Origin of the sequence: Bacillus sp. 166amftsu, assembly GCF_900107445.1 — a bacterium.
Taxonomy (GTDB): domain Bacteria; phylum Bacillota; class Bacilli; order Bacillales; family Bacillaceae_G; genus Bacillus_A; species Bacillus_A arachidis.
In genome coordinates this window covers 817427-838034 of sequence record NZ_FNQA01000001.1, presented here as the reverse complement: position 1 = coordinate 838034, position 20608 = coordinate 817427, and the positions used below count along the sequence as shown (strand labels likewise).

The 20608-nt window shown below is 37.8% G+C and carries 19 protein-coding genes and 1 other annotated feature; of the genes, 18 read left to right on the top strand and 1 reads right to left on the bottom strand.

What is annotated here, in order from left to right:
* The first annotated feature begins 135 nt into the window (after positions 1 to 135).
* From hemA to ysxE, 8 genes are all read left to right on the top strand, one after another.
* Positions 136 to 1473: a glutamyl-tRNA reductase gene (hemA, locus tag BLV40_RS04700; protein WP_026593533.1), complete on the top strand. Its 1338-nt coding sequence runs from the start codon at positions 136 to 138 to the stop codon at positions 1471 to 1473.
* Between the two features lie 16 nt (positions 1474 to 1489).
* Complete coding sequence (locus BLV40_RS04695; protein ID WP_090687697.1) at positions 1490 to 2323, top strand: cytochrome c biogenesis protein; 834 nt, start codon at positions 1490 to 1492, stop codon at positions 2321 to 2323.
* Positions 2324 to 2338: 15 nt separating this feature from the next.
* Complete coding sequence (gene hemC / locus BLV40_RS04690) at positions 2339 to 3268, top strand: hydroxymethylbilane synthase (RefSeq protein WP_090687694.1); 930 nt, start codon at positions 2339 to 2341, stop codon at positions 3266 to 3268.
* A gap of 2 nt (positions 3269 to 3270) precedes the next feature.
* Positions 3271 to 4029: a uroporphyrinogen-III synthase gene (hemD, locus tag BLV40_RS04685; RefSeq protein WP_090687691.1), complete on the top strand. Its 759-nt coding sequence runs from the start codon at positions 3271 to 3273 to the stop codon at positions 4027 to 4029.
* A 30-nt stretch (positions 4030 to 4059) separates the two neighbouring features.
* Positions 4060 to 5049 carry a porphobilinogen synthase gene (gene hemB, locus BLV40_RS04680; RefSeq protein WP_026593529.1) on the top strand — a complete coding sequence of 330 codons (990 nt, stop codon included), beginning with the start codon at positions 4060 to 4062 and terminating at the stop codon, positions 5047 to 5049.
* On the top strand, positions 5049 to 6338 hold the full coding sequence (gene hemL / locus BLV40_RS04675) for a glutamate-1-semialdehyde 2,1-aminomutase (protein ID WP_026593528.1): 1290 nt from the start codon (positions 5049 to 5051) through the stop codon (positions 6336 to 6338). The genes hemB and hemL overlap by 1 nt, the downstream gene beginning before the upstream one ends.
* 168 nt (positions 6339 to 6506) lie before the next feature.
* Positions 6507 to 7529: a stage VI sporulation protein D gene (gene spoVID, locus BLV40_RS04670; protein WP_026593527.1), complete on the top strand. Its 1023-nt coding sequence runs from the start codon at positions 6507 to 6509 to the stop codon at positions 7527 to 7529.
* Between the two features lie 324 nt (positions 7530 to 7853).
* Positions 7854 to 8879: a spore coat protein YsxE gene (gene ysxE / locus BLV40_RS04665; protein ID WP_090687688.1), complete on the top strand. Its 1026-nt coding sequence runs from the start codon at positions 7854 to 7856 to the stop codon at positions 8877 to 8879.
* A gap of 26 nt (positions 8880 to 8905) precedes the next feature.
* Here the strand turns inward: ysxE and BLV40_RS04660 are convergent, their stop codons facing one another.
* Entirely contained in the window at positions 8906 to 9100 is a 195-nt protein-coding gene (locus BLV40_RS04660) for a hypothetical protein (RefSeq protein WP_081811105.1), read from the bottom strand.
* A gap of 278 nt (positions 9101 to 9378) precedes the next feature.
* Positions 9379 to 9610: a binding site (T-box leader), on the top strand.
* A 38-nt stretch (positions 9611 to 9648) separates the two neighbouring features.
* Between BLV40_RS04660 and BLV40_RS04655 the strand changes: the two genes are divergently transcribed.
* The 10 genes from BLV40_RS04655 (at position 9649) to minD (ending at position 20503) form a co-directional block, all read left to right on the top strand.
* Positions 9649 to 12294 (top strand): valine--tRNA ligase, encoded by a 2646-nt coding sequence (locus BLV40_RS04655; RefSeq protein ID WP_090687686.1) that lies wholly within the window; start codon positions 9649 to 9651, stop codon positions 12292 to 12294.
* A 114-nt stretch (positions 12295 to 12408) separates the two neighbouring features.
* Positions 12409 to 13710 (top strand): bifunctional folylpolyglutamate synthase/dihydrofolate synthase, encoded by a 1302-nt coding sequence (locus BLV40_RS04650; RefSeq protein WP_090687683.1) that lies wholly within the window; start codon positions 12409 to 12411, stop codon positions 13708 to 13710.
* A 164-nt stretch (positions 13711 to 13874) separates the two neighbouring features.
* Positions 13875 to 14834: a stage II sporulation protein B gene (locus BLV40_RS04645; RefSeq protein ID WP_090687681.1), complete on the top strand. Its 960-nt coding sequence runs from the start codon at positions 13875 to 13877 to the stop codon at positions 14832 to 14834.
* Positions 14835 to 15057: 223 nt separating this feature from the next.
* Positions 15058 to 15633, top strand: coding sequence for a Maf family protein (locus BLV40_RS04640; protein ID WP_026593522.1), 576 nt, complete (start codon positions 15058 to 15060; stop codon positions 15631 to 15633).
* Between the two features lie 47 nt (positions 15634 to 15680).
* Positions 15681 to 16358, top strand: a complete 678-nt coding sequence (radC, locus tag BLV40_RS04635; RefSeq protein WP_090687678.1) for a RadC family protein — start codon at positions 15681 to 15683, stop codon at positions 16356 to 16358.
* Positions 16359 to 16516: 158 nt separating this feature from the next.
* Entirely contained in the window at positions 16517 to 17533 is a 1017-nt protein-coding gene (gene mreB / locus BLV40_RS04630; protein ID WP_026593520.1) for a cell shape-determining protein MreB, read from the top strand.
* 41 nt (positions 17534 to 17574) lie between these two features.
* Positions 17575 to 18429: a rod shape-determining protein MreC gene (gene mreC / locus BLV40_RS04625; RefSeq protein ID WP_026593519.1), complete on the top strand. Its 855-nt coding sequence runs from the start codon at positions 17575 to 17577 to the stop codon at positions 18427 to 18429.
* A gap of 12 nt (positions 18430 to 18441) precedes the next feature.
* Complete coding sequence (mreD, locus tag BLV40_RS04620) at positions 18442 to 18984, top strand: rod shape-determining protein MreD (protein ID WP_090687675.1); 543 nt, start codon at positions 18442 to 18444, stop codon at positions 18982 to 18984.
* 35 nt (positions 18985 to 19019) lie between these two features.
* A complete protein-coding gene (gene minC / locus BLV40_RS04615; RefSeq protein WP_090687673.1) occupies positions 19020 to 19703 on the top strand; it encodes a septum site-determining protein MinC in 684 nt (227 codons plus the stop codon).
* Positions 19704 to 19705: 2 nt separating this feature from the next.
* Entirely contained in the window at positions 19706 to 20503 is a 798-nt protein-coding gene (gene minD, locus BLV40_RS04610) for a septum site-determining protein MinD (protein WP_026593516.1), read from the top strand.
* Positions 20504 to 20608: the final 105 nt, after the last annotated feature.

Here is a 20608-nt window from a genome sequence, read left to right as displayed (position 1 = left end):
GTAACGTATTTCTTACTAGATGTGAAAATCCGAAAAATAATTTGTCGATGTTCACACGATTGTCAGATTCATAACAGGAAAGTTGTATTATGATAGTAGATAAAGTGATAAAAAGGTTGAAGGGGGACATGCTGCGTGCATATTCTTGTTGTTGGTGTAAATTATCGAACAGCCCCTGTAGAATTTCGTGAGAAACTAACATTTCAGGCAGCAGAGTTAGAGCAGGCAATGACAACATTACAAAATCAAAAGAGCGTGTTAGAAAACGTCATTGTATCAACGTGTAACCGCACAGAAATCTATGCTGTCGTCGATCAATTACACACGGGACGATATTACATTAAGAAATTTTTAGCTGATTGGTTTCAGCTTGAGATAGAAGAAATTTCACCATACTTGTCTATTTTTGAACAAGATGGTGCGATTGAACATTTATTCCGTGTAACGTGCGGATTAGATTCTATGGTAGTTGGTGAAACGCAAATTTTAGGTCAAATTCGAAATAGCTTCTTAGAGGCACAAGAGGTAAAAGCAACAGGGACAGTTTTTAATGAATTGTTTAAACAAGTCATTACATTAGCAAAGCGCGCTCATTCAGAAACAACAATTGGTGAAAGTGCAATGTCTGTTAGTTATGCAGCTGTTGAGCTTGGAAAGAAAATTTTTGGTGATTTAACAGATTGTCACGTGCTAATTCTTGGTGCTGGAAAAATGGGTGAACTTGCACTACAAAATTTATACGGAAGCGGGGCTCATAAGGTAACGGTAATGAACCGCACACTTACGAAAGCGGAAACAATGGCCGAGAAGTATATGGGACATGCGAAGCCGTTAAGTGAATTGCAGTGTGCATTATTGGAAGCGGACATTTTAATTAGTTCAACTGGGGCGTCTGACTATGTAATCACGAAAGAAATGATGACACGGGTGGAGCGTATGCGCTCAGGTCGTCCACTATTTATGGTTGATATTGCAGTACCTCGTGATATTGATCCCGCAATTGATGAGTTAGAAGGTTCGTTCTTATACGATATTGATGACCTGCAAGGTGTAGTAGAAGCGAATCGTGCTGAGCGTTTAAAAGAGGCGGAAAAAATTCAACTTATGATTGAAGAGGAAATCGTTATATTTAAGGCATGGTTAAATACACTTGGTGTTGTTCCGTTAATATCAGCTCTTCGTGATAAAGCACTAGCAATTCAAAGTGAGACGATGCAAAGTCTTGAAAGAAAAATTCCAACGCTTAGTGATCGTGAGAGAAAAGTGATTAGTAAGCATACAAAAAGTATTATTAACCAAATGTTGAAAGATCCAATTTTAGTAGCAAAAGAGTTGGCTACTGAAGAAGAGGCTGCAGAAAAGCTTGCTTTATTTGCAAAGATTTTTGATTTAGAGGTACAAGAAGAGACTGCGAAACATATAGAAGAGCCGGAACAAAAACGAGTGTGGACAGCATCCGTTCCATCTTTATAACTGGAAGGATGATCGGATGGGCTTTTTAAATAACAGTATTATTTATCATATTGCAATTATTTTATATGCTTGTAGCATTAGTTTATATTTTATAGATTATTTCCAAAGTAACCGAAAGGCGAATCGAATTGCTTTTTGGTTACTTGCGATTGTATGGGTATTACAGTCTATTTTCATGTTACTTCGGGCCACGGAATCAGAGACGAATCCGATTTTAACATTATTGTCAGGAATTTATTTTTACGTGTGGTTATTAATTACAATGTCACTCGTAATCAATCGATTTATGCGCATTGACTTTTTAGTTTTTTTTACAAATGTCATTGCTTTTGGCGTAAGCGCTTTTTCTATTTTCACCCCGCTCGGAAAAATGTCGCCGGTACTTGCGCATCAATTAGTTTCAGAGCTTGTATACGTACATGTAGGAATGGCGATTATTTCTTATGCGGCGTTTACAGTGTCGTTTATTTTTTCCATTATGTACTTATTGCAATATCGATTGTTAAAACAGAAAAAATGGAATGCGAGATTAAGGCGGTTGGGAAATTTACGGAAGCTTGAGTCGATGTCATATGGATTAAATTTATTTTCTGTTCCGTTTTTTCTATTAGCTATTTTGCTTGGATGTATATGGGGATATACCAAACTAGATAATTTTCATTGGTATGACACGAAAGTAATCGGGTCTTTTGTTGTTTTATTTGCATATTGCATGGGTTTATATTTACGAGGATCAGACATATTGCAAGGTAAGAAGATTATAAGTTGGAACATTGGAGCCTTTCTTGTTATGTTAATCAATATTTTTCTATTAAGCAGTTTATCCAATTTCCACTTTTGGTATTTATAATGAGGAGAGAAAATTATGCGCAAAATTATTGTAGGTTCAAGAAAGAGTAAGCTAGCATTGACGCAAACAAATTGGTTTATTGATCAGTTAAAAGCGCTTGGTTTGCCATATGAATTTGAAGTGAAAGAAATTGTTACAAAAGGCGACGTTATTTTAGATGTGACGCTTTCCAAAGTAGGTGGGAAAGGTTTATTTGTAAAAGAAATTGAACATGCACTGCTTACAAAAGAAATCGATATGGCTGTACATAGTATGAAGGATATGCCAGCTGTACTTCCGGATGGATTAACAATTGGATGTATACCAAAGCGTGTAGATCCGCGTGATGCGTTCATTTCAAAAAATGGGGAATCATTTGAGGATTTAGCAGAAGGTGCGATTCTTGGGACAAGTAGTTTACGACGAAGTGCACAGCTACTAGCTGCTAGACCAGACTTACAAGTAAAGTGGATTCGTGGAAATATTGATACGAGATTACGTAAATTAAAAGAAGAAGACTATGATGCAATCATCTTAGCGACAGCTGGTTTAGAGAGAATGGGCTGGGCAGATGATGTTATTACAGAGCACTTAGATGAAAAGGTATGCGTGCCAGCCGTTGGACAAGGTGCATTAGCAATTGAATGCCGTGGGGATGATCAAGATTTATTACGATTATTATCACATATCAATGACTCTGTCACAGAGCGAACAGTCGCAGCAGAGCGAGTATTTCTTCATAAACTTGAAGGCGGTTGCCAAGTACCAATTGCTGGTTATGCAACACTTGGGGAGAGAGATGAAATTGAATTAACAGCGCTTGTCGGTTCTATGGATGGTTCCATTTTGTTAAAAGAAATTGTCACAGGTGTGGATCCGGAGCAAGTTGGTTTAGAGGCAGCGAATTGTTTAATTGAGCAAGGAGCAAAAGAACTCATTCTCGCTGCAAATAAGGAGCAACATTAATCATGGATGCCCTTGCTGGAAAAACAGTACTAATTACGCGTGCCCAGCATCAAGCAAAACAAATGAGTGAAGCGGTGAACAAACAGGGCGGAATTCCATTGGAAATTCCGCTTTTGCATATAGAAGGCGTATCTCAGCAGGAATTTCAAAATGTATCTCAACAGCTTAACACATATAACTGGGTTATTTTTACGAGTAAAAATGGTGTGGAATTTTTTTTAGATGGTTTGTATAAGAGAATTCCCTCTACTGTTCGCATTGCTGCAGTAGGCGTGAAAACAGGGCTAGAATTAAAAAAGCGAGGTTATGAGGTTCATTTTGTCCCAACGGATTTTGTTGCGGAAGCTTTCGCTAAAGAATTTGTAAGAGAGTTAAATGGGACAGAACGTATTTTATTTCCAAAAGGGAATTTAGCTAGAGATATTATTCCAAATAAGCTGCGTAAACTTGGTGTGTTTTTAGAAGAGTTTGTTGTGTATGAAACGAAAGCGAATCATGAGAAGCGACAAGATCTCATCGCCAATCTAGAATCAGGTAAGATAGATATTGTTACATTTACGAGTCCTTCTACCGTTACTAGCTTTGTGAAATTACTTGAAGGCACAAACTGGAGAGAATGGATAAAAAAATGTACAATTGCTTGTATAGGACCAATAACAGCGCAAGAGGCAAGTCGTTATTTCTCTGATGTAATTGTTCCGAAAGAATATACAGTAGAAGCGTTAATACAATGCATTTCAACATATAATCAAAATGCATAATTTAAATAAAAGAATGGGAGATAGAAATCTATGAATTCTTTACAGTTTAATCGTCACCGTCGTTTAAGACAAAGCGGAAATATGCGTGCACTTGTACGTGAAACATTTTTACATACAGAAGATTTTATTTATCCTATTTTCGTACTAGAGGGAGAGAATGTTCGTAACGAAGTTCCTTCTATGCCAGATGTATATCAAATTTCTTTAGATCTTCTGCAAGCTGAAATGCAAGAAGTGGTAGATTTAGGTATTCGATCTGTTATCGTATTTGGCTTGCCTGCTGAAAAAGATGAAGTTGGATCTTCTGCATTTTGTGAGCACGGTATTGTACAACGTGCAATTAAACAAATTAAAGAACAGTTCCCAGAGTTAGTAGTAGTTGCAGATACATGTTTATGTCAATATACAAGTCATGGACATTGCGGTGTTATTGAGGATGGAATCATTTTAAATGATGCATCGCTAGAAGTTCTTGCGAAAACAGCGGTAAGTCAAGCGAAGGCAGGAGCGGATATTATTGCCCCATCTAACATGATGGATGGATTTGTAACGGCGATTCGCCATGCGTTAGATGAGAACGGTTTTTCACACGTGCCGGTTATGTCATATGCTGTGAAATACTCATCTGCATTTTACGGTCCATTCCGCGATGCAGCACATGGTGCACCACAATTTGGCGATCGTAAAACGTATCAAATGGATCCAGCAAACCGTATGGAAGCATTCCGTGAAGCGGAATCAGATGTAATGGAAGGAGCAGATTTCTTAATTGTAAAACCAGCTCTTTCTTACTTAGATATTATTCGCGATGTAAAGAACAATTTCAATTTACCAATTGTTGCTTATAATGTGAGCGGAGAATATTCGATGATTAAAGCAGCAGCGCAAAATGGTTGGATTAATGAAAAAGACATTGTACTTGAGAAATTGTTAAGCATGAAACGTGCAGGGGCAGACTTAATCATTACGTATCATGCAAAAGATGCAGCACGATGGTTACAAGAAGGAGGCGCACAATAATGAAAAAGTTTGATAAGTCGATTGAAGCATTTGAAACAGCACAAAATTTAATGCCTGGTGGTGTGAATAGTCCGGTTCGTGCATTTAAATCCGTTGGTATGAATCCGCTCTTTATGGAGCGCGGGAAAGGTTCTAAAGTGTACGATATCGATGGGAATGAATATATCGACTACGTATTATCATGGGGACCACTGATTCATGGGCATGCCAATGATCGTGTTGTAGAATCATTAAAGGCTGTTGCGGAAAAAGGAACAAGCTTTGGTGCGCCAACAGAAATTGAAAATAAATTAGCGCAGCTTGTAATTGAGCGTGTGCCGTCTATTGAAATTGTACGTATGGTAAACTCTGGAACAGAAGCGACAATGAGTGCGCTTCGTCTAGCACGTGGTTATACAGGGCGTAATAAAATTTTGAAATTTATCGGTTGTTATCATGGACATGGCGATTCCCTATTGATTAAAGCTGGTTCTGGTGTTGCGACGCTTGGTTTACCAGATAGCCCTGGTGTACCTGAAGGTGTAGCACAAAATACAATTACAGTAGCTTATAACGATTTAGAGAGCGTAAAATATGCTTTCGACCAATTCGGTGACGACATTGCTTGTGTGATCGTCGAGCCGGTCGCTGGAAATATGGGTGTTGTGCCACCTCAGCCAGGATTTTTAGAAGGACTTCGTGAAGTAACAGAGAAAAATGGTGCTTTGCTTATCTTTGATGAAGTAATGACAGGGTTCCGTGTTGCTTATAACTGCGGACAAGGGTATTACGGTGTAACGCCTGACTTAACTTGTTTAGGAAAAGTAATCGGCGGTGGTCTGCCAGTAGGAGCATATGGTGGTAAAGCGGAAATTATGCGTGAAGTTGCACCGAGCGGACCAATTTATCAAGCAGGTACATTATCCGGTAATCCTTTAGCGATGACTGCAGGTTATGAAACGTTAGTACAATTAACGCCAGAGTGTTATCAAGAGTTTGAACGTAAAGCTGAAATGCTAGAAAATGGTCTGCGTAAAGCGGCTGAAAAACACGGTATTCCGCACCATATCAACCGTGCCGGTTCTATGATTGGTATATTCTTTACGAATAAACCAGTTATTAACTACGATGCGGCAAAAACTTCAAACTTAGAGTTCTTTGCAGCTTACTATCGTGAAATGGTAGAGCAAGGTGTATTCTTACCACCTTCTCAATTTGAGGGCTTATTCTTATCAACAGCACATAGTGATGCTGATATTGAAGCAACGATTGCAGCGGCAGAAATTGCAATGTCAAAATTAAAAGCATAAAGTAAAAAGGTTGTCAGGGATCATATCCTGGCAACCTTTTTTATATATAGCTGAAAATTATGGGGATATTGTTGGAAAGCTGATATATGAAAAAAATCAATCAGAATCCCATGTATGCAGTTCGATTTTTTTTACTCATAAAATGACTCTCATGCACATAAATCTGTAATGACATACAGTTTGGGAGGGGGAAAAAAAGTGACAACAAATCATTCGTTACGTTTTTCATTGAAAGAATCGGTTTGGTTCCAAAAAGGACAGGAAGTCGAAGAACTTTTGTCAATTTCGTTAGATCCAGACGTTGAGATAGAAGAGCTTGAATACGAAGTGATTGTGAGAGGGCAATTAGATTTAACAGGGGAATATGTTGCAAGGAAAGATGAGGTTGAGTTTTCATTAAGAGACGTATCTCCAGCGAAATCCATTGATTATGTAGAAATGAGAGAAGATGGTGTCAACGAACTTGTACACTCTTTTCCGTTAGAAATTTCGATTCCGCGAAACCGAGTGAAACAAGTTGAAGAATTGTATGTTTCCATTGAGGAATTTGATTATGAATTAAAAGAAAATGGTTGCTTGCAACTATTAGCAGATATATCGATTTCTGGTTTATGCGAGGACGAGAGAATGCAGTATGAAGTACAAGAGGAAGAAATGGAGAATGTGGAAGTTGGTAGAGCTGAGGAAACAAAAGTGGTGGATGAGGATAAAGGATCAGTGGAGGAAGTAGTAGTTCATACAGAATCAGACGGATGGGAAGATTATGCATTTGAGCCGTTTCAATTAGAGGAGCGCAAAGAACAAGAATTAGAAGAGGAAGAACATCTACTAGAAGGACATGAAGAAGAAAGGGAAGAAGTGAAAGAAACTACCCCACAGTTTGAATTGTTCGGCCGGAAGGATTTTAAGAAAAAACAAGCAGAGAAATTACAAGAAGAGCAAGAGGAAGCATCCTACTCGCAACGAGATGAAAATGCATTATACTTAACAAAATTATTTACGAAAGAGCCGGAAGAAGAGTTTACGAAATTACGTATGTATTTTGTGCAAGAAGGGGATACAATTGAATCGGTCGCGGAGCGATATGAAACGACTGTCCAGCATTTACATCGCGTGAACCAAACAGATGATGTGTATTTAACTACAGGACAAATTATATATATACCTGTGCCAAAAGCAAAGACAAAGTGAGTGAAGAGGATTCTTCACTCACCTCTTTTCTTTCGTCCTAGTTTATCCTGCTATGAGCGGGCAGTAAGATCCTCACCTCAAGATTTAGATGGAAATGAGGAAGATAGCGTGAGGGTCCCCAGCAGGAGGATGAATCCCCACTTATCTTCACCTTTTGTTCTCACGTGGTATGGGGCGAAAAAAGGAACTGACGGCTTCTAATGCTTTCTTCCACTTAAAGATTAGGCTTTATGTCGGTTTTTCAATCTGCATTTCTATAGAAATCGGTTATTCCAGTTAAAAGGAATTTTATTTTACGTTTTTGAATGAGAAAGGATCATTCGTATGGATATAGAATTACGGGATCGTTATGCACCGATCGTACAGCGGTATCAATTAGATGTCCAACATATGGAAGAGCACGGAAGTATCATAAAAATTTATACGAATCAAGGGCCATATGCATTAAAAAAATTACCATCTCATCGATTGAAGCGAAATCATTTAATGTATCATATTCAATATTTGCGTGAAAAGGGATTTACACATTATGCACCCATTTACCATGCAATAGATGGGAATCACATTTTGAACGATGAAACATATAGTTATTATTTAATGCCCTGGCTGGAGCGAGCTGAAGGAAGTGGAGAGGACAATGATCAATATCACAAAATGTTTCAGACGTTAGCGCTGCTTCACCAAAGGACGGTAAAAGAAGAATCATATACGGAAGAAACGTTAGAGAAGCATTATAAAAATGTCTCTGAGCGTTGGGAGGAAGATGGGGATTTCTTAGAGAAATTTCTTGTAGAATCTGAGGCGAAATGGTATATGTCTCCGTTTGAACTACAGTATTGTACGTATTTTCATCACGTGATGAGAGCACGTGAATTTGCAACGAAACAGCTTTCAGAGTGGCATGAAGTGATGAAAGAGAAAGAAAAAACACGAGTTTCTTTTATCCATGGTAATGTATCAATGAAGCATTTTTTATTCGATTATGAACGAAATGGTTATTTTATTAGTTTGGAAAAATCTCAGTTTGCGACACCAGTTCAAGATCTTGTCCGTTTTTATTCCCGCTCACTGAACACATACCCAATGGCGAGAAACGATCGTTTTGAATGGTATCAGGTGTATCAAAAGAATTTTCCGTTTACGAAAGAAGAGCAACTTCTTATGTTTGCTTATCTAACATATCCTTCTCCATTTATTCGGCAAATTCAATCTTATACAAGCAAACAGCAGAGTCGTAGTGAAAAGCAAGAACTTCAAGGTGTGAAAATGTTACAACAAGCGCATTGGCTTGTAAGTAATATAGAATATTTTATTTCACAATTACAAGCAGCGCAGCAAGGGAATGAGTAACAGCCGTAGTCTCAAGTATCTTGAGGCTACGGCTGAAAATGCAAGCGAATCGTAGCTACAACAAAGATGATAAGGATGATAAAGTCTAAAAAGGTAGGAAGTAGTAAAGTGCGAATTCCTTGGAAAATAGTAAGTGGAATTGCAAAATCAGCGAATATGGTTTGCAAATTTCTAACCCATGAAGGGGCTGAAAAATTATAGGTGCGTTTGTAACGTCGCATAATCATTCCTCCGTATAGAAAGGCTATTGCCGTACATGAATCTTAAAAGATGAAGGGGTAATATTACAGTATGCGGGGTAAATACCTAAGGTGCTTGTGCTGCAGACTTTCATATATATTACAGAAAAAATAGTTAAGCTGATTGATGATTATAGGTTGTTTTTATCAAATAGGAAAGTATAGCATCTATCCATTGTAGAAAAATGCTGAAAAATATTTTTATCTTGACGAATATGGTTTCGTTTTTTACACTATTGTATATAATAAATAACAATTATATAAATGCGTTGAAGGGGAAGAGTATAACATTAAACGTCTGCAGAGAGGAGAATTATTAGCTGTGAGATTCTCTAGATAGTCATGTTAGAAGGTAGCCCTGGAGCATCTTTTCTGAACGGATTCATTCTCATTAGGAAAAGACGGATCTGTCCGTTATCAAATTAAGAGTATAAGCAAATTTTGAATTTGTTTGTAAATAAAGGTGGTACCACGATGTCCCTCGTCCTTTTTGGATGAGGGACATTTTTTATTCTTAAGGAGGGAAAATAATGTCAAACACGGAAAAGAATTTACCAACTAAATATGATCATATGTCCGTTGAAGAAGGCCGCTATAAATGGTGGCTTGATGGCCAATATTTCGAAGCAAAAGGAGATGCGGAAAAACAGCCGTATACAATTGTAATTCCACCTCCAAACGTAACAGGTAAGCTACACTTAGGTCATGCTTGGGATACAACACTTCAAGATATTTTAACACGTACGAAGCGTATGCAAGGTTACGATGTATTATGGCTTCCTGGTATGGACCATGCGGGCATCGCAACGCAAGCAAAAGTAGAAGCGAAACTTCGTGAAGAAGGTATTTCACGTTACGATCTTGGCCGTGAGAAATTCCTTGAAAAGGCATGGGAATGGAAAGAAGAGTATGCTTCTCACATTCGTCAGCAATGGGGAAAAGTTGGTTTAGGATTAGATTATACGCGTGAGCGCTTCACATTAGATAAAGGTTTATCTGATGCGGTTAATAAAGTATTCGTTCAATTATACGAAAAAGGTTTAATTTACCGCGGTGAGTATATCATTAACTGGGACCCAGCAACACGCACAGCTCTTTCTGATATAGAAGTAATTCATAAAGAGGTTCAAGGTGCATTCTACCATATGAACTATCCGTTAACAGACGGTTCTGGTCATATTCGTCTTGCAACAACTCGTCCAGAAACAATGCTTGGTGATACAGCAGTAGCAGTTCATCCGGAAGATGATCGTTACAAACATTTAATCGGAAAAACAGTTACACTTCCAATTGTAGGCCGTGAGATTCCGATTATTGCTGATGAGTACGTAGAAAAAGATTTCGGAACAGGTGTTGTGAAAATTACTCCAGCTCATGATCCGAATGACTTTGAAGTAGGTAACCGCCATGACTTACCACGCATTCTTGTAATGAACGAAGATGGTACAATGAATGAAAAAGCTGGTAAATATAACGGTATGGATCGTTTTGAATGCCGTAAAGAGTTAGTAAAAGACTTGCAAGAAGCTGGCGTATTAGTAGAAATCGAGCCTCATATGCATGCGGTAGGTCATAGTGAGCGTAGCGGAGCAGTTGTTGAGCCTTACTTATCAACACAATGGTTCGTAAAAATGGCACCACTTGCAGAAAAGGCTGTTGCTCTGCAACAAAAAGAAGGAGAAAAAGTAACGTTCGTACCAGATCGTTTCGAGAACACATACTTACGCTGGATGGAAAACATTCATGACTGGTGTATTTCTCGTCAATTATGGTGGGGACATCGCATTCCAGCTTGGTATCATAAAGAAACTGGTGAAGTATACGTAGGTACAGAAGCACCAGCAGATATCGAAAACTGGAATCAAGATAACGACGTACTTGATACATGGTTTAGCTCAGCGTTATGGCCATTCTCAACACTTGGTTGGCCAAATGAAAATGATGAAGACTTCAAACGCTACTATTCTACAGATGCGCTTGTAACGGGTTATGATATTATTTTCTTCTGGGTATCTCGTATGATTTTCCAAGGTTTAGAGTTTACAGGAGAGCGTCCATTTAAGGATGTATTAATTCATGGTTTAGTTCGTGATGAGCAAGGGCGTAAGATGAGTAAATCCCTAGGTAACGGTATTGATCCAATGGATGTTATCGATAAGTACGGTGCAGATGCAATGCGTTTCTTCTTATCGACGGGAAGTGCACCAGGACAAGATTTACGCTTTAGCATGGAGAAAGTAGAATCTACTTGGAACTTTATTAATAAAATTTGGAATGCATCTCGTTTCGTATTAATGAACATGGATGATATGCAATATGAAGATATCGATTTAACTGGTGAAAAATCTGTTGCAGATAAGTGGATTTTAACTCGCTTAAATGAAACGATTGAAAGTGTAACACGTAACATGGATAAATATGAATTCGGTGAAGCTGGCCGTGCGTTATACAACTTCATTTGGGATGATTTCTGTGACTGGTACATTGAAATGGCAAAACTACCATTATACGGTGAAGATGAAGCAGCGAAGAAAACAACTCGTTCTATTTTAGCTTATGTACTAGACCAAACGATGCGTCTATTACACCCATTCATGCCGTTCGTAACAGAGAAAATCTGGCAACACTTACCGCATGAAGGTGAATCTATTACAGTAGCTGCATGGCCAACAGTTCGCGAAGATTTACAAGATGAAGAAGCGGCAGCTGAAATGCATCTTCTAGTTGATATCATTCGCTCTGTTCGTAACATCCGTGCAGAAGTAAATACGCCAATGAGTAAAAAAGTTCAAATGCAGATTAAAGCAAAAGACGAAACAGTTTTAGCTCAGCTTACGAAAAACAGTTCTTACATCGAGCGTTTCTGTAATCCAAGTGAATTAACGATTAAGACGGATTTACAAGCACCAGAAAAAGCAATGACTGCAATCGTATCAGGTGCAGAGTTGTTCTTACCGTTAGCTGATTTAATCAATCTTGATGAAGAGAAAGCACGCCTTGAAAAAGAACTTGAGAAGTTCGATAAAGAGGTAGAACGTGTACAGAAGAAACTTGCAAATCAAGGTTTCGTAGCAAAAGCTCCAGCAGCAGTTATTGAAGGAGAGCGTGCGAAAGAGCAAGATTACTTAGAAAAACGCGAAGCAGTTCGCCAACGTCTAGCTGATCTTCAAAAATAAAAGTTTTTCCAAAGAGACTCACTATATTGGTGAGTCTCTTTTATTTGCGTATAATAGAGTTAAGGTGATTTCTTGCCTTGGTTCTTTTTTGGATTTGAAAGGGGAATGGCACAAGTGGTACATACATACGAAGAAGCAATAGGTTGGATTCATAGCCGATTAAAGTTTGGTATTAAACCAGGATTAGAGAGAATGCAGTGGATGTTAGAAGAGCTTGGAAATCCAGAGCGTCATATAAAATGTGTTCATCTTGCAGGAACAAATGGAAAAGGTTCAACTTTAACATATATGCGTTATATGTTGGAGGCAGAAAAATATAAAGTTGGGACATTTACGTCTCCATATATTGAAACATTTAATGAACGAATTAGTGTGAATGGGACATCAATTGCAGATAAAGAAATTACTGAGCTTGTAAACATGGTAAAACCAATTGTTGAAAAGTTAGATGAAACAAATTTAGGAGAAGCAACAGAGTTTGAAATTATTACGGTCATGGCAATCTGCTATTTCGGTAAAATAAACTTCTGTGATATCGTCTTGTTTGAAACAGGGCTTGGAGGTCGTTTTGATTCTACAAATGTTATTCATCCAGTACTAACGATGATTACAAATGTCGGTCATGATCATATGCATATTTTAGGTAATACGCTAGGAGAAATTGCATATGAAAAAGCAGGGATTATTAAATCAGGTGTTCCTGTTATTACGGGCGCACAGGATGAAGAAGTACTTGGGGTTATTCAGAAGGTTGCCAAAGAAAAAAATGCAAACCTTTATGAAATCGGAAAGCAATTTACAGCAGCGCATCAGCGTTCTGATGAAGATGGAGAGCTCTTTGATTTCTCTTGTCCGTTCTCTTCTTTTGAGGAAGTTCGGATTTCAATGAAAGGGCGTCATCAAGTAGGAAATGCGGCATTGGCGCTGATGGGAGTTATGTACCTTAAAACATATCTATCATTCTTAATGGGGGAAGAGCATATTCGCGAAGGATTAAGTGAAGCATATTGGATTGGTCGATTTGAACGACTACAAAGTAAACCTGACGTAATTATAGATGGTGCACATAATCCCGAAGGAATTGCAAGTCTTGTAAAAACAGTTGAGGCTCATTATAGCGATAGAAATGTCATTGTTTTATTTACGGCTCTTGGTGATAAGCAGCTGAATAACATGGTAGGACAATTAGAAACAATTGCAGATGAAATGATTTTTACAACATTCACATTTGATCGTGCGATTTCTGCTAAGGAGCTTGCTTCTTATTCAAGTAAGGAAACAAAACAAGTTTTTGAGAATTGGAAAGAAGCTATTGATACGAAATTGAATGCTCTTCAAGAAAAGGATGTTTTCATCATAACGGGCTCTCTTTACTTCATTTCAGAAGTTCGAAAATACATTTGTGAAAGAAACTAGGGTAGCGGCTACCCTAGTTTTTTTGTTCTACAAATGAAGTCAAATGCATACATATAGGATAACTATATGGGACAATTTGACGAACCTCTCCGACAAATATCTCGTTTTTTTGTGAAGTGAATATGTTATGATGCGGACAATGATAAGAGGTGAGGTGTGAGGGTATGGACAAGCAATCACGAACAATCTCGGTTAAAGTAAATGGAACGGAAGCAGAGTATGAAGAAAAGAAGAAGGAAAAAGATGAGTTTGATTGGATAGTAGTAGAGAGTGAAACACCGAAAAATGTAGTGCCGTTTCAAAAAAATAAGTTGCCATCTATCAGACAGCACCGGAAGAAATGGAATAATGCTTTTATTGTTATAGTTGCTACCGCGATCATTATTGGCACAGTGTTAGGGATGGGAATGCTTCACTTGTTAACGGGGCAAGGTACAGTTCGGGAAACTACGGTGACAAGTGGAGAAAAGAATCATGAAGCAGAGCGAAATGAAGTAACGGCTGAAGAGAAAAAAGCAGAAAAACCGAAAGAGGTAAATGCAGGTGCTTTAGAACCGATCACCTTATATTTCGTGCAAGGAGGTCTCTATTCTTCTGAAGAAAAAGGACAGGCAGCTACTCAGGAGTGGAAAGATAATGGGGGCGTAGCAGCGATTAAACCGATGGATGATAAATATTCACTTGTAGTTGGAATTTCTAGTGACGAGCAATCCGCAGAGAAATTGATTGAACAATATAAGAAAGATGGTATATCAGTTTTGAAAAAGAAATGGGAAATTACAGACCGGGCATTGCTGAAAAATGATAAAGAATCGGGTCCATTGTTAAGTAAGTTGCAGTCCTTATACATTCATTTTGTAAAATACTCGACTAGTATACAACCTGGAAGTAAAAGTAATCCGAAAGAAATAGAAGTGATTGAAAAGGAATGGAAGGCAATTGAAAAAGAGGGGAAATCAATTAAGCGTGAGGATGTAAAAAAAATATATACGTATGCATCAGTAGCTATGCAAACAATAAAAGAAGGGCAAACTAATAAAGAAGCAGTAGCTAAATTGAATCAAGTTATCATTGATGGTTTGCTTTCTTATGAAAAAGTGGTTTCGCACAAAGCAAAAGAGTAAGATAATAAAATGAGAAGAAAGAAGTGCCGAGACTTCTTTCTTTTCTTTTGGATTGTATTTTAGATCAAAGTGCTTTTTTTGTGTACAGAATATAGTCGTATACAAAGGGAAGAGTCAATTTCCTGAAAAGAAAATGATATTTTTTTCAATTTGTGGGAAAGATATTCATTTGATACGATTAAGTTATATTTTTCTGTTACGTGCAAGAAAGAAAGGAGAAAATATGAAAAAACTTATTCTAGCTTCTGGCTCACCACGCCGGAAGGAATTACTTGAACTAGCGGATGTACCATTTGAAATTGTTGTGAGTGAAATAGAAGAAACAATCGGTGCGTATTCGTCACCTTCAGATATCGTGATGTCGCTTGCTTTGCAAAAAGCTTCTGCTGTAGCAGAAAATCATGAGGATGGTATAGTGTTAGGAGCAGACACGATTGTTACATATGAGTCACGTATTCTTGGAAAGCCTTCCGATGAGGCGGAGGCAAAGGAAATGTTGCAATTACTGTCAGGGAAAACACATGAAGTATATACAGGTGTTGCGCTCATTTCAAAAGAAAAAACGGTAACTTTCTATGAACGTACGGAAGTTACATTTTGGGAACTAACAGAAGAAGAGATTGATACGTATATTGGGACGAAAGAACCACTTGATAAGGCAGGAAGTTACGGTATTCAAGGGAAAGGTTCCATCTTTGTTCATCATATTCAAGGAGACTACTACAGTGTAGTGGGTTTACCAATTGCGCGTCTTATTCGTGAATTAAAACAGTTCGATAGTGATGCATCCCATGCTTAAAATTGCATGGGGTTTTCTTTGCGAAAAATTGAAAAAGGAGTGAACATATGAACGGTATTCGTGATGTTTTGAAAGAAGAACAACCACGGGAGCGTTTATTAGCAGAAGGAGCAAGTAATTTATCGAATCGGGAACTTCTTGCAGTATTACTTAGAACGGGTTCTAAAGAAGAATCTGTTCTAACATTAGCGGATCAAATTTTATATCATTTTGACGGATTAAGAATGTTGAAAGATGCTACAATGGAAGAGATGACAAGCATTCATGGAGTAGGAGTAGCAAAGGCGTCTCAGTTAATCGCTGCTTTTGAATTAGGAAGAAGAATGGTACGTTTAGAGTACCAAAACAGATATAGTATTCGGAGTCCAGAAGATTGTGCTAGTTATATGATGGAAGAGATGCGTTTTTTACAACAAGAGCACTTTGTTTGTTTATACTTAAATACGAAAAATCAAATCGTGCACCGTCAGACTGTGTTTATTGGAAGTCTAAGTGCCTCAATTGTGCACCCCCGTGAGGTGTTCAAAGAAGCTTTTCGCCGTGCAGCAGCCTCTATTATATGTCTGCATAACCATCCTTCAGGAGACCCTACGCCGAGTCGTGAAGATATTGAAGTAACAAAGCGATTGGTGGAATGTGGGAGAATTATTGGAATTGAAGTCCTTGATCACATTATTATAGGTGACCATAAATTCGTGAGTTTAAAAGAAAAAGGTCATATTTAAGACTATTCTTTTTACTTATTTTGTTTTATAATGTGATTTATGAGTTTTTTGTAGGCATTCGCTTACAATAAAGGATAGAAAATATAAAAACGTACTGTTTTATTATAAATATAAAGTAAGAAAATGAGTCCGTGAAATGAGAAAGGAAGATAGATAATATGTTTGGATTTGGTGGTTTTACTCGTGATCTTGGAATTGATTTAGGAACAGCGAACACTCTTGTATATGTAAAAGGAAAAGGTGTAGTTTTACGTGAACCTTCAGTTGTAGCTTTACAAACGGATACAAAACAAATCGTTGCAGTTGGTGGCGATGCGAAACAAATGATTGGTCGTACACCAGGAAACGTAGTAGCTCTTCGTCCAATGAAAGATGGTGTAATTGCTGACTATGAAACAACAGCAACAATGATGAAATACTATATCCAACAAGCGCAAAAATCAAATGGATTTTTCTCTCGTAAGCCATATGTAATGGTATGTGTGCCATCTGGTATTACTGCTGTAGAAAGACGTGCAGTAATCGATGCAACTCGCCAAGCGGGTGCGCGCGATGCATATCCAATTGAGGAGCCATTTGCAGCGGCGATCGGTGCAAACTTACCTGTTTGGGAACCAACTGGTAGTATGGTTGTTGATATCGGTGGTGGTACAACAGAAGTTGCAATTATTTCTTTAGGCGGAATTGTAACAAGTCAATCAGTTCGTGTTGCTGGTGATGACATGGATGATTCTATTATTCAATACATTAAGAAGAACTACAATTTAATGATCGGGGAAAGAACAGCAGAGGCATTAAAAATGGAAATCGGATCTGCTGGCGAGCCAGAAGGTGTTGAACCAATGGAAATCCGTGGTCGTGATTTAGTAAGTGGTTTACCAAAAACAGTATTAATTAAACCTGAAGAGATTGCAGATGCATTAAAAGACACAGTAGAAGCAATTGTTGAATCAGTAAAAAATACATTAGAAAAAACGCCACCTGAATTAGCTGCGGATATTATGGACCGTGGAATTGTATTAACTGGAGGCGGTGCATTACTTCGTAACTTGGACAAAGTAATTAGTGAAGAAACGAAAATGCCAGTTCTTGTTGCAGAAAATCCACTTGACTGTGTAGCGATTGGAACAGGTAAAGCTTTAGATAATATCGACCTTTTCAAAACAGCTCGATAATATTCCTGAATAAAAATCAATGAAATTAAGAGGGTGTGAACGTGCCACAGTTTTTCTTAAACAAAAGATTAATTGTTTTGCTAGTTAGTATTATTCTTCTCGTGGCATTGATTGGAATCTCATTGAAAGAACGAAAAAATCTAACATGGCCAGAGCAGTTTGTAAAAGATACTGTCGGTGTTGTAGAGCGTGTATTCCAAAAGCCAGCGAACTATGTTGCCGGATTCTTTGAGAATGTAGAAGATGTAAAGCGCACGTATGAAGAAAATAAAACACTAAAAGAAAAATTAGATAAGTATGCGGAATTATCCGTGAAAGTAAAAGATTTGGAAAAAGATAATGCGAAACTTCGTGAAGTGATTGATAAAAAAGATTCTCTTCGTGACTATAAGCCAATTCAAGCTACAGTGATTGCACGAAATCCAGACAAGTGGTATGACTTGATTTCAATTGATAGAGGTGCGCAGCAAGGAATTCAGAAGGATATGGCTGTTATGACTTCAAAAGGGTTAGTCGGAAGAGTGAAGAGTGTGTCTCAATTCACATCAACTGTGGAGTTATTGAGCTCACTGAATCGAACAAATCGTATTTCTGCTGTAGTAGAAGGGCAAGAGCGTATTTTTGGATTAATTGAAGGATACGACAAGGAAAAACAAACTCTTGTTTTCACAAAGATTCCATCTGATGTAAAGGTAGAAAAAGATCAAACAGTTGTAACATCAGGATTAAGTGATATTTTCCCGAAAGGACTTGTAATTGGGAAAATTGTAGATGTTGCACCAGATGAATATGGATTAACACAAACAGCTTATGTAAAACCTGCTGCGGATTTAAATGATGTGGACCATGTTATGGTTACAAAACGAGTTATGCCCTCAGCAGCGTTAGAACAGTAAGGGGGAGAAGATATGGCTATTTTAAAAAGAGCAATTCTTCCTCTGCTGCTTCTTTTTGTTTTTTTATTCGAAAATATGTTTTCTACTGTAGTTCCAACAGCATTGTTTTGGAAAGACAGTATAGCAGCGCCACATTTCTTTATGATTGTCTTATGCTTTATTACTGTGTATTATAGTCCTCTTCAAGGTATTTACTACGGACTATTATTCGGTTTTTTATTTGATACTGTATATACGGAACTTGTAGGGGTATACATATTTGCTTATCCAATCTTAGCATATCTCGTTTATAGTACGATGAGAGTATTACAATTGAACTTATTTATTGTTTCTTTTATTGTATTAACGGGTATTGCAGCATTAGAGTATTATGTATATGGATTTTTAACTTTGCTAGGACGTATTCATGTACCAGCGCATATCTTTTTCTCAGATCGTCTCCTTGCTACTTTATTGTTAAATGGAATTTTCTTATTGCTAGTTTGTTTCCCACTGAGACGATATCTTTTACGTCTTTCAAAAGCGATGGAAGAAAAAGAAAAAAGGATTTTCTGATTTTATGTCGAATTGAATCGTTGGGGTGAACTTTAGTGGAAAAAAAGCAACAGAATGTAACGATAAAAGGGACAAAAGATGGACTGACATTACATTTAGATGATTGCTGTTCATTTTCTGAATTACTGCAAGAACTGGACGAAAAACTTTCCACCCACTATTACGATGGTGATGGACGGTCATTAATCGAAGTACATGTTAAAGTTGGCAATCGCTATTTGACAGAGGTACAGCAAGAAGAACTTCGCACTTTGATTCGAAATAAAAAAAATCTTGTTGTAGATTCAATTGAGAGCGATGTTATAACAAAAGCTGAAGCAAAAGCATGGAAAGAAGAAACAGAAATTGTCCCTGTTTCCAAAATTGTTCGCTCAGGTCAAGTATTGCATGTAGAAGGAAACCTATTATTAATTGGGGATGTCAATCCAGGCGGAACGGTTATCGCTGGAGGAAATATTTTTGTCGTTGGATCATTACGAGGAATTGCGCATGCTGGATATTATGGGGATACAGATGCTGTGATTGCAGCATCTGTTATGAATCCAATGCAACTTCGAATTAGTGATGTGACAATGCGGGCTCCGGAAGAGAAAGAAGACGGAGCAGAGGCGGCAGAATGTGCGTATATTGATGAGAACAATCACATTGTTGTCGATCGCCTGCAACTTCTCACTCATCTTAGACCTAATTTAACAAAGTTAGAAAGGGGAATTGTATAGCTGTGGGAGAGGCAATAGTAATTACATCTGGAAAAGGCGGAGTAGGAAAAACTACAACGTCTGCAAACATTGGTACAGCCTTAGCATTATCCGGAAAAAAAGTATGTTTAATTGATACGGATATTGGTCTAAGAAACTTAGACGTAGTAATGGGGCTAGAAAATCGTATTGTATTTGATCTTGTTGATGTCGTCGAAGGTCGTTGTCGTTTACCTCAGGCTCTGATTAAAGATAAGCGCTTTGATGAGCTTTATTTATTACCTGCAGCACAAACGAGCGATAAGTCAGCGGTAACTCCTGAACAAATGGATGAGTTAATACAACTATTACGTCAAGATTATGATTACATATTAATTGATTGTCCTGCTGGTATTGAGCAGGGATTCAAAAATGCGGTGGCAGGTGCAGATAAAGCAATTGTTGTAACGACACCTGAAGTATCTTCTATGCGTGATGCAGATCGTATTATTGGGCTTTTAGAAAAAGAAGATATTGAACCACCAAAACTTGTTATTAACCGTGTGCGTAGCCATATGTTACATGAGCAGGATATGTTAGATGTAGATGAAATTGTACGTACACTTTCGATTGAGCTACTTGGAGTTGTCGAGGATGATGATGAAGTTATTCGTGCTACAAATACAGGTGAGCCTGTAGCGTTGCAGCCGAGTGGGAAAGCATCATTAGCTTATCGGAATATTGCAAGGCGTTTGCTAGGTGAATCTGTACCTTTACAAGCGTTTGAACAAGAGAAGTTATCTGTTTTTACAAAAGTAAAGAATTTCTTTGGAATTCGTTAAGAGCACTTCGCATATATGCGAAGTGCTTTTCTTTTTTCTTCTCATGAATATCTTCCTTCTAGGGCTCATACATATGTACAAACTGTATAAAGTTTGGTAAATAGA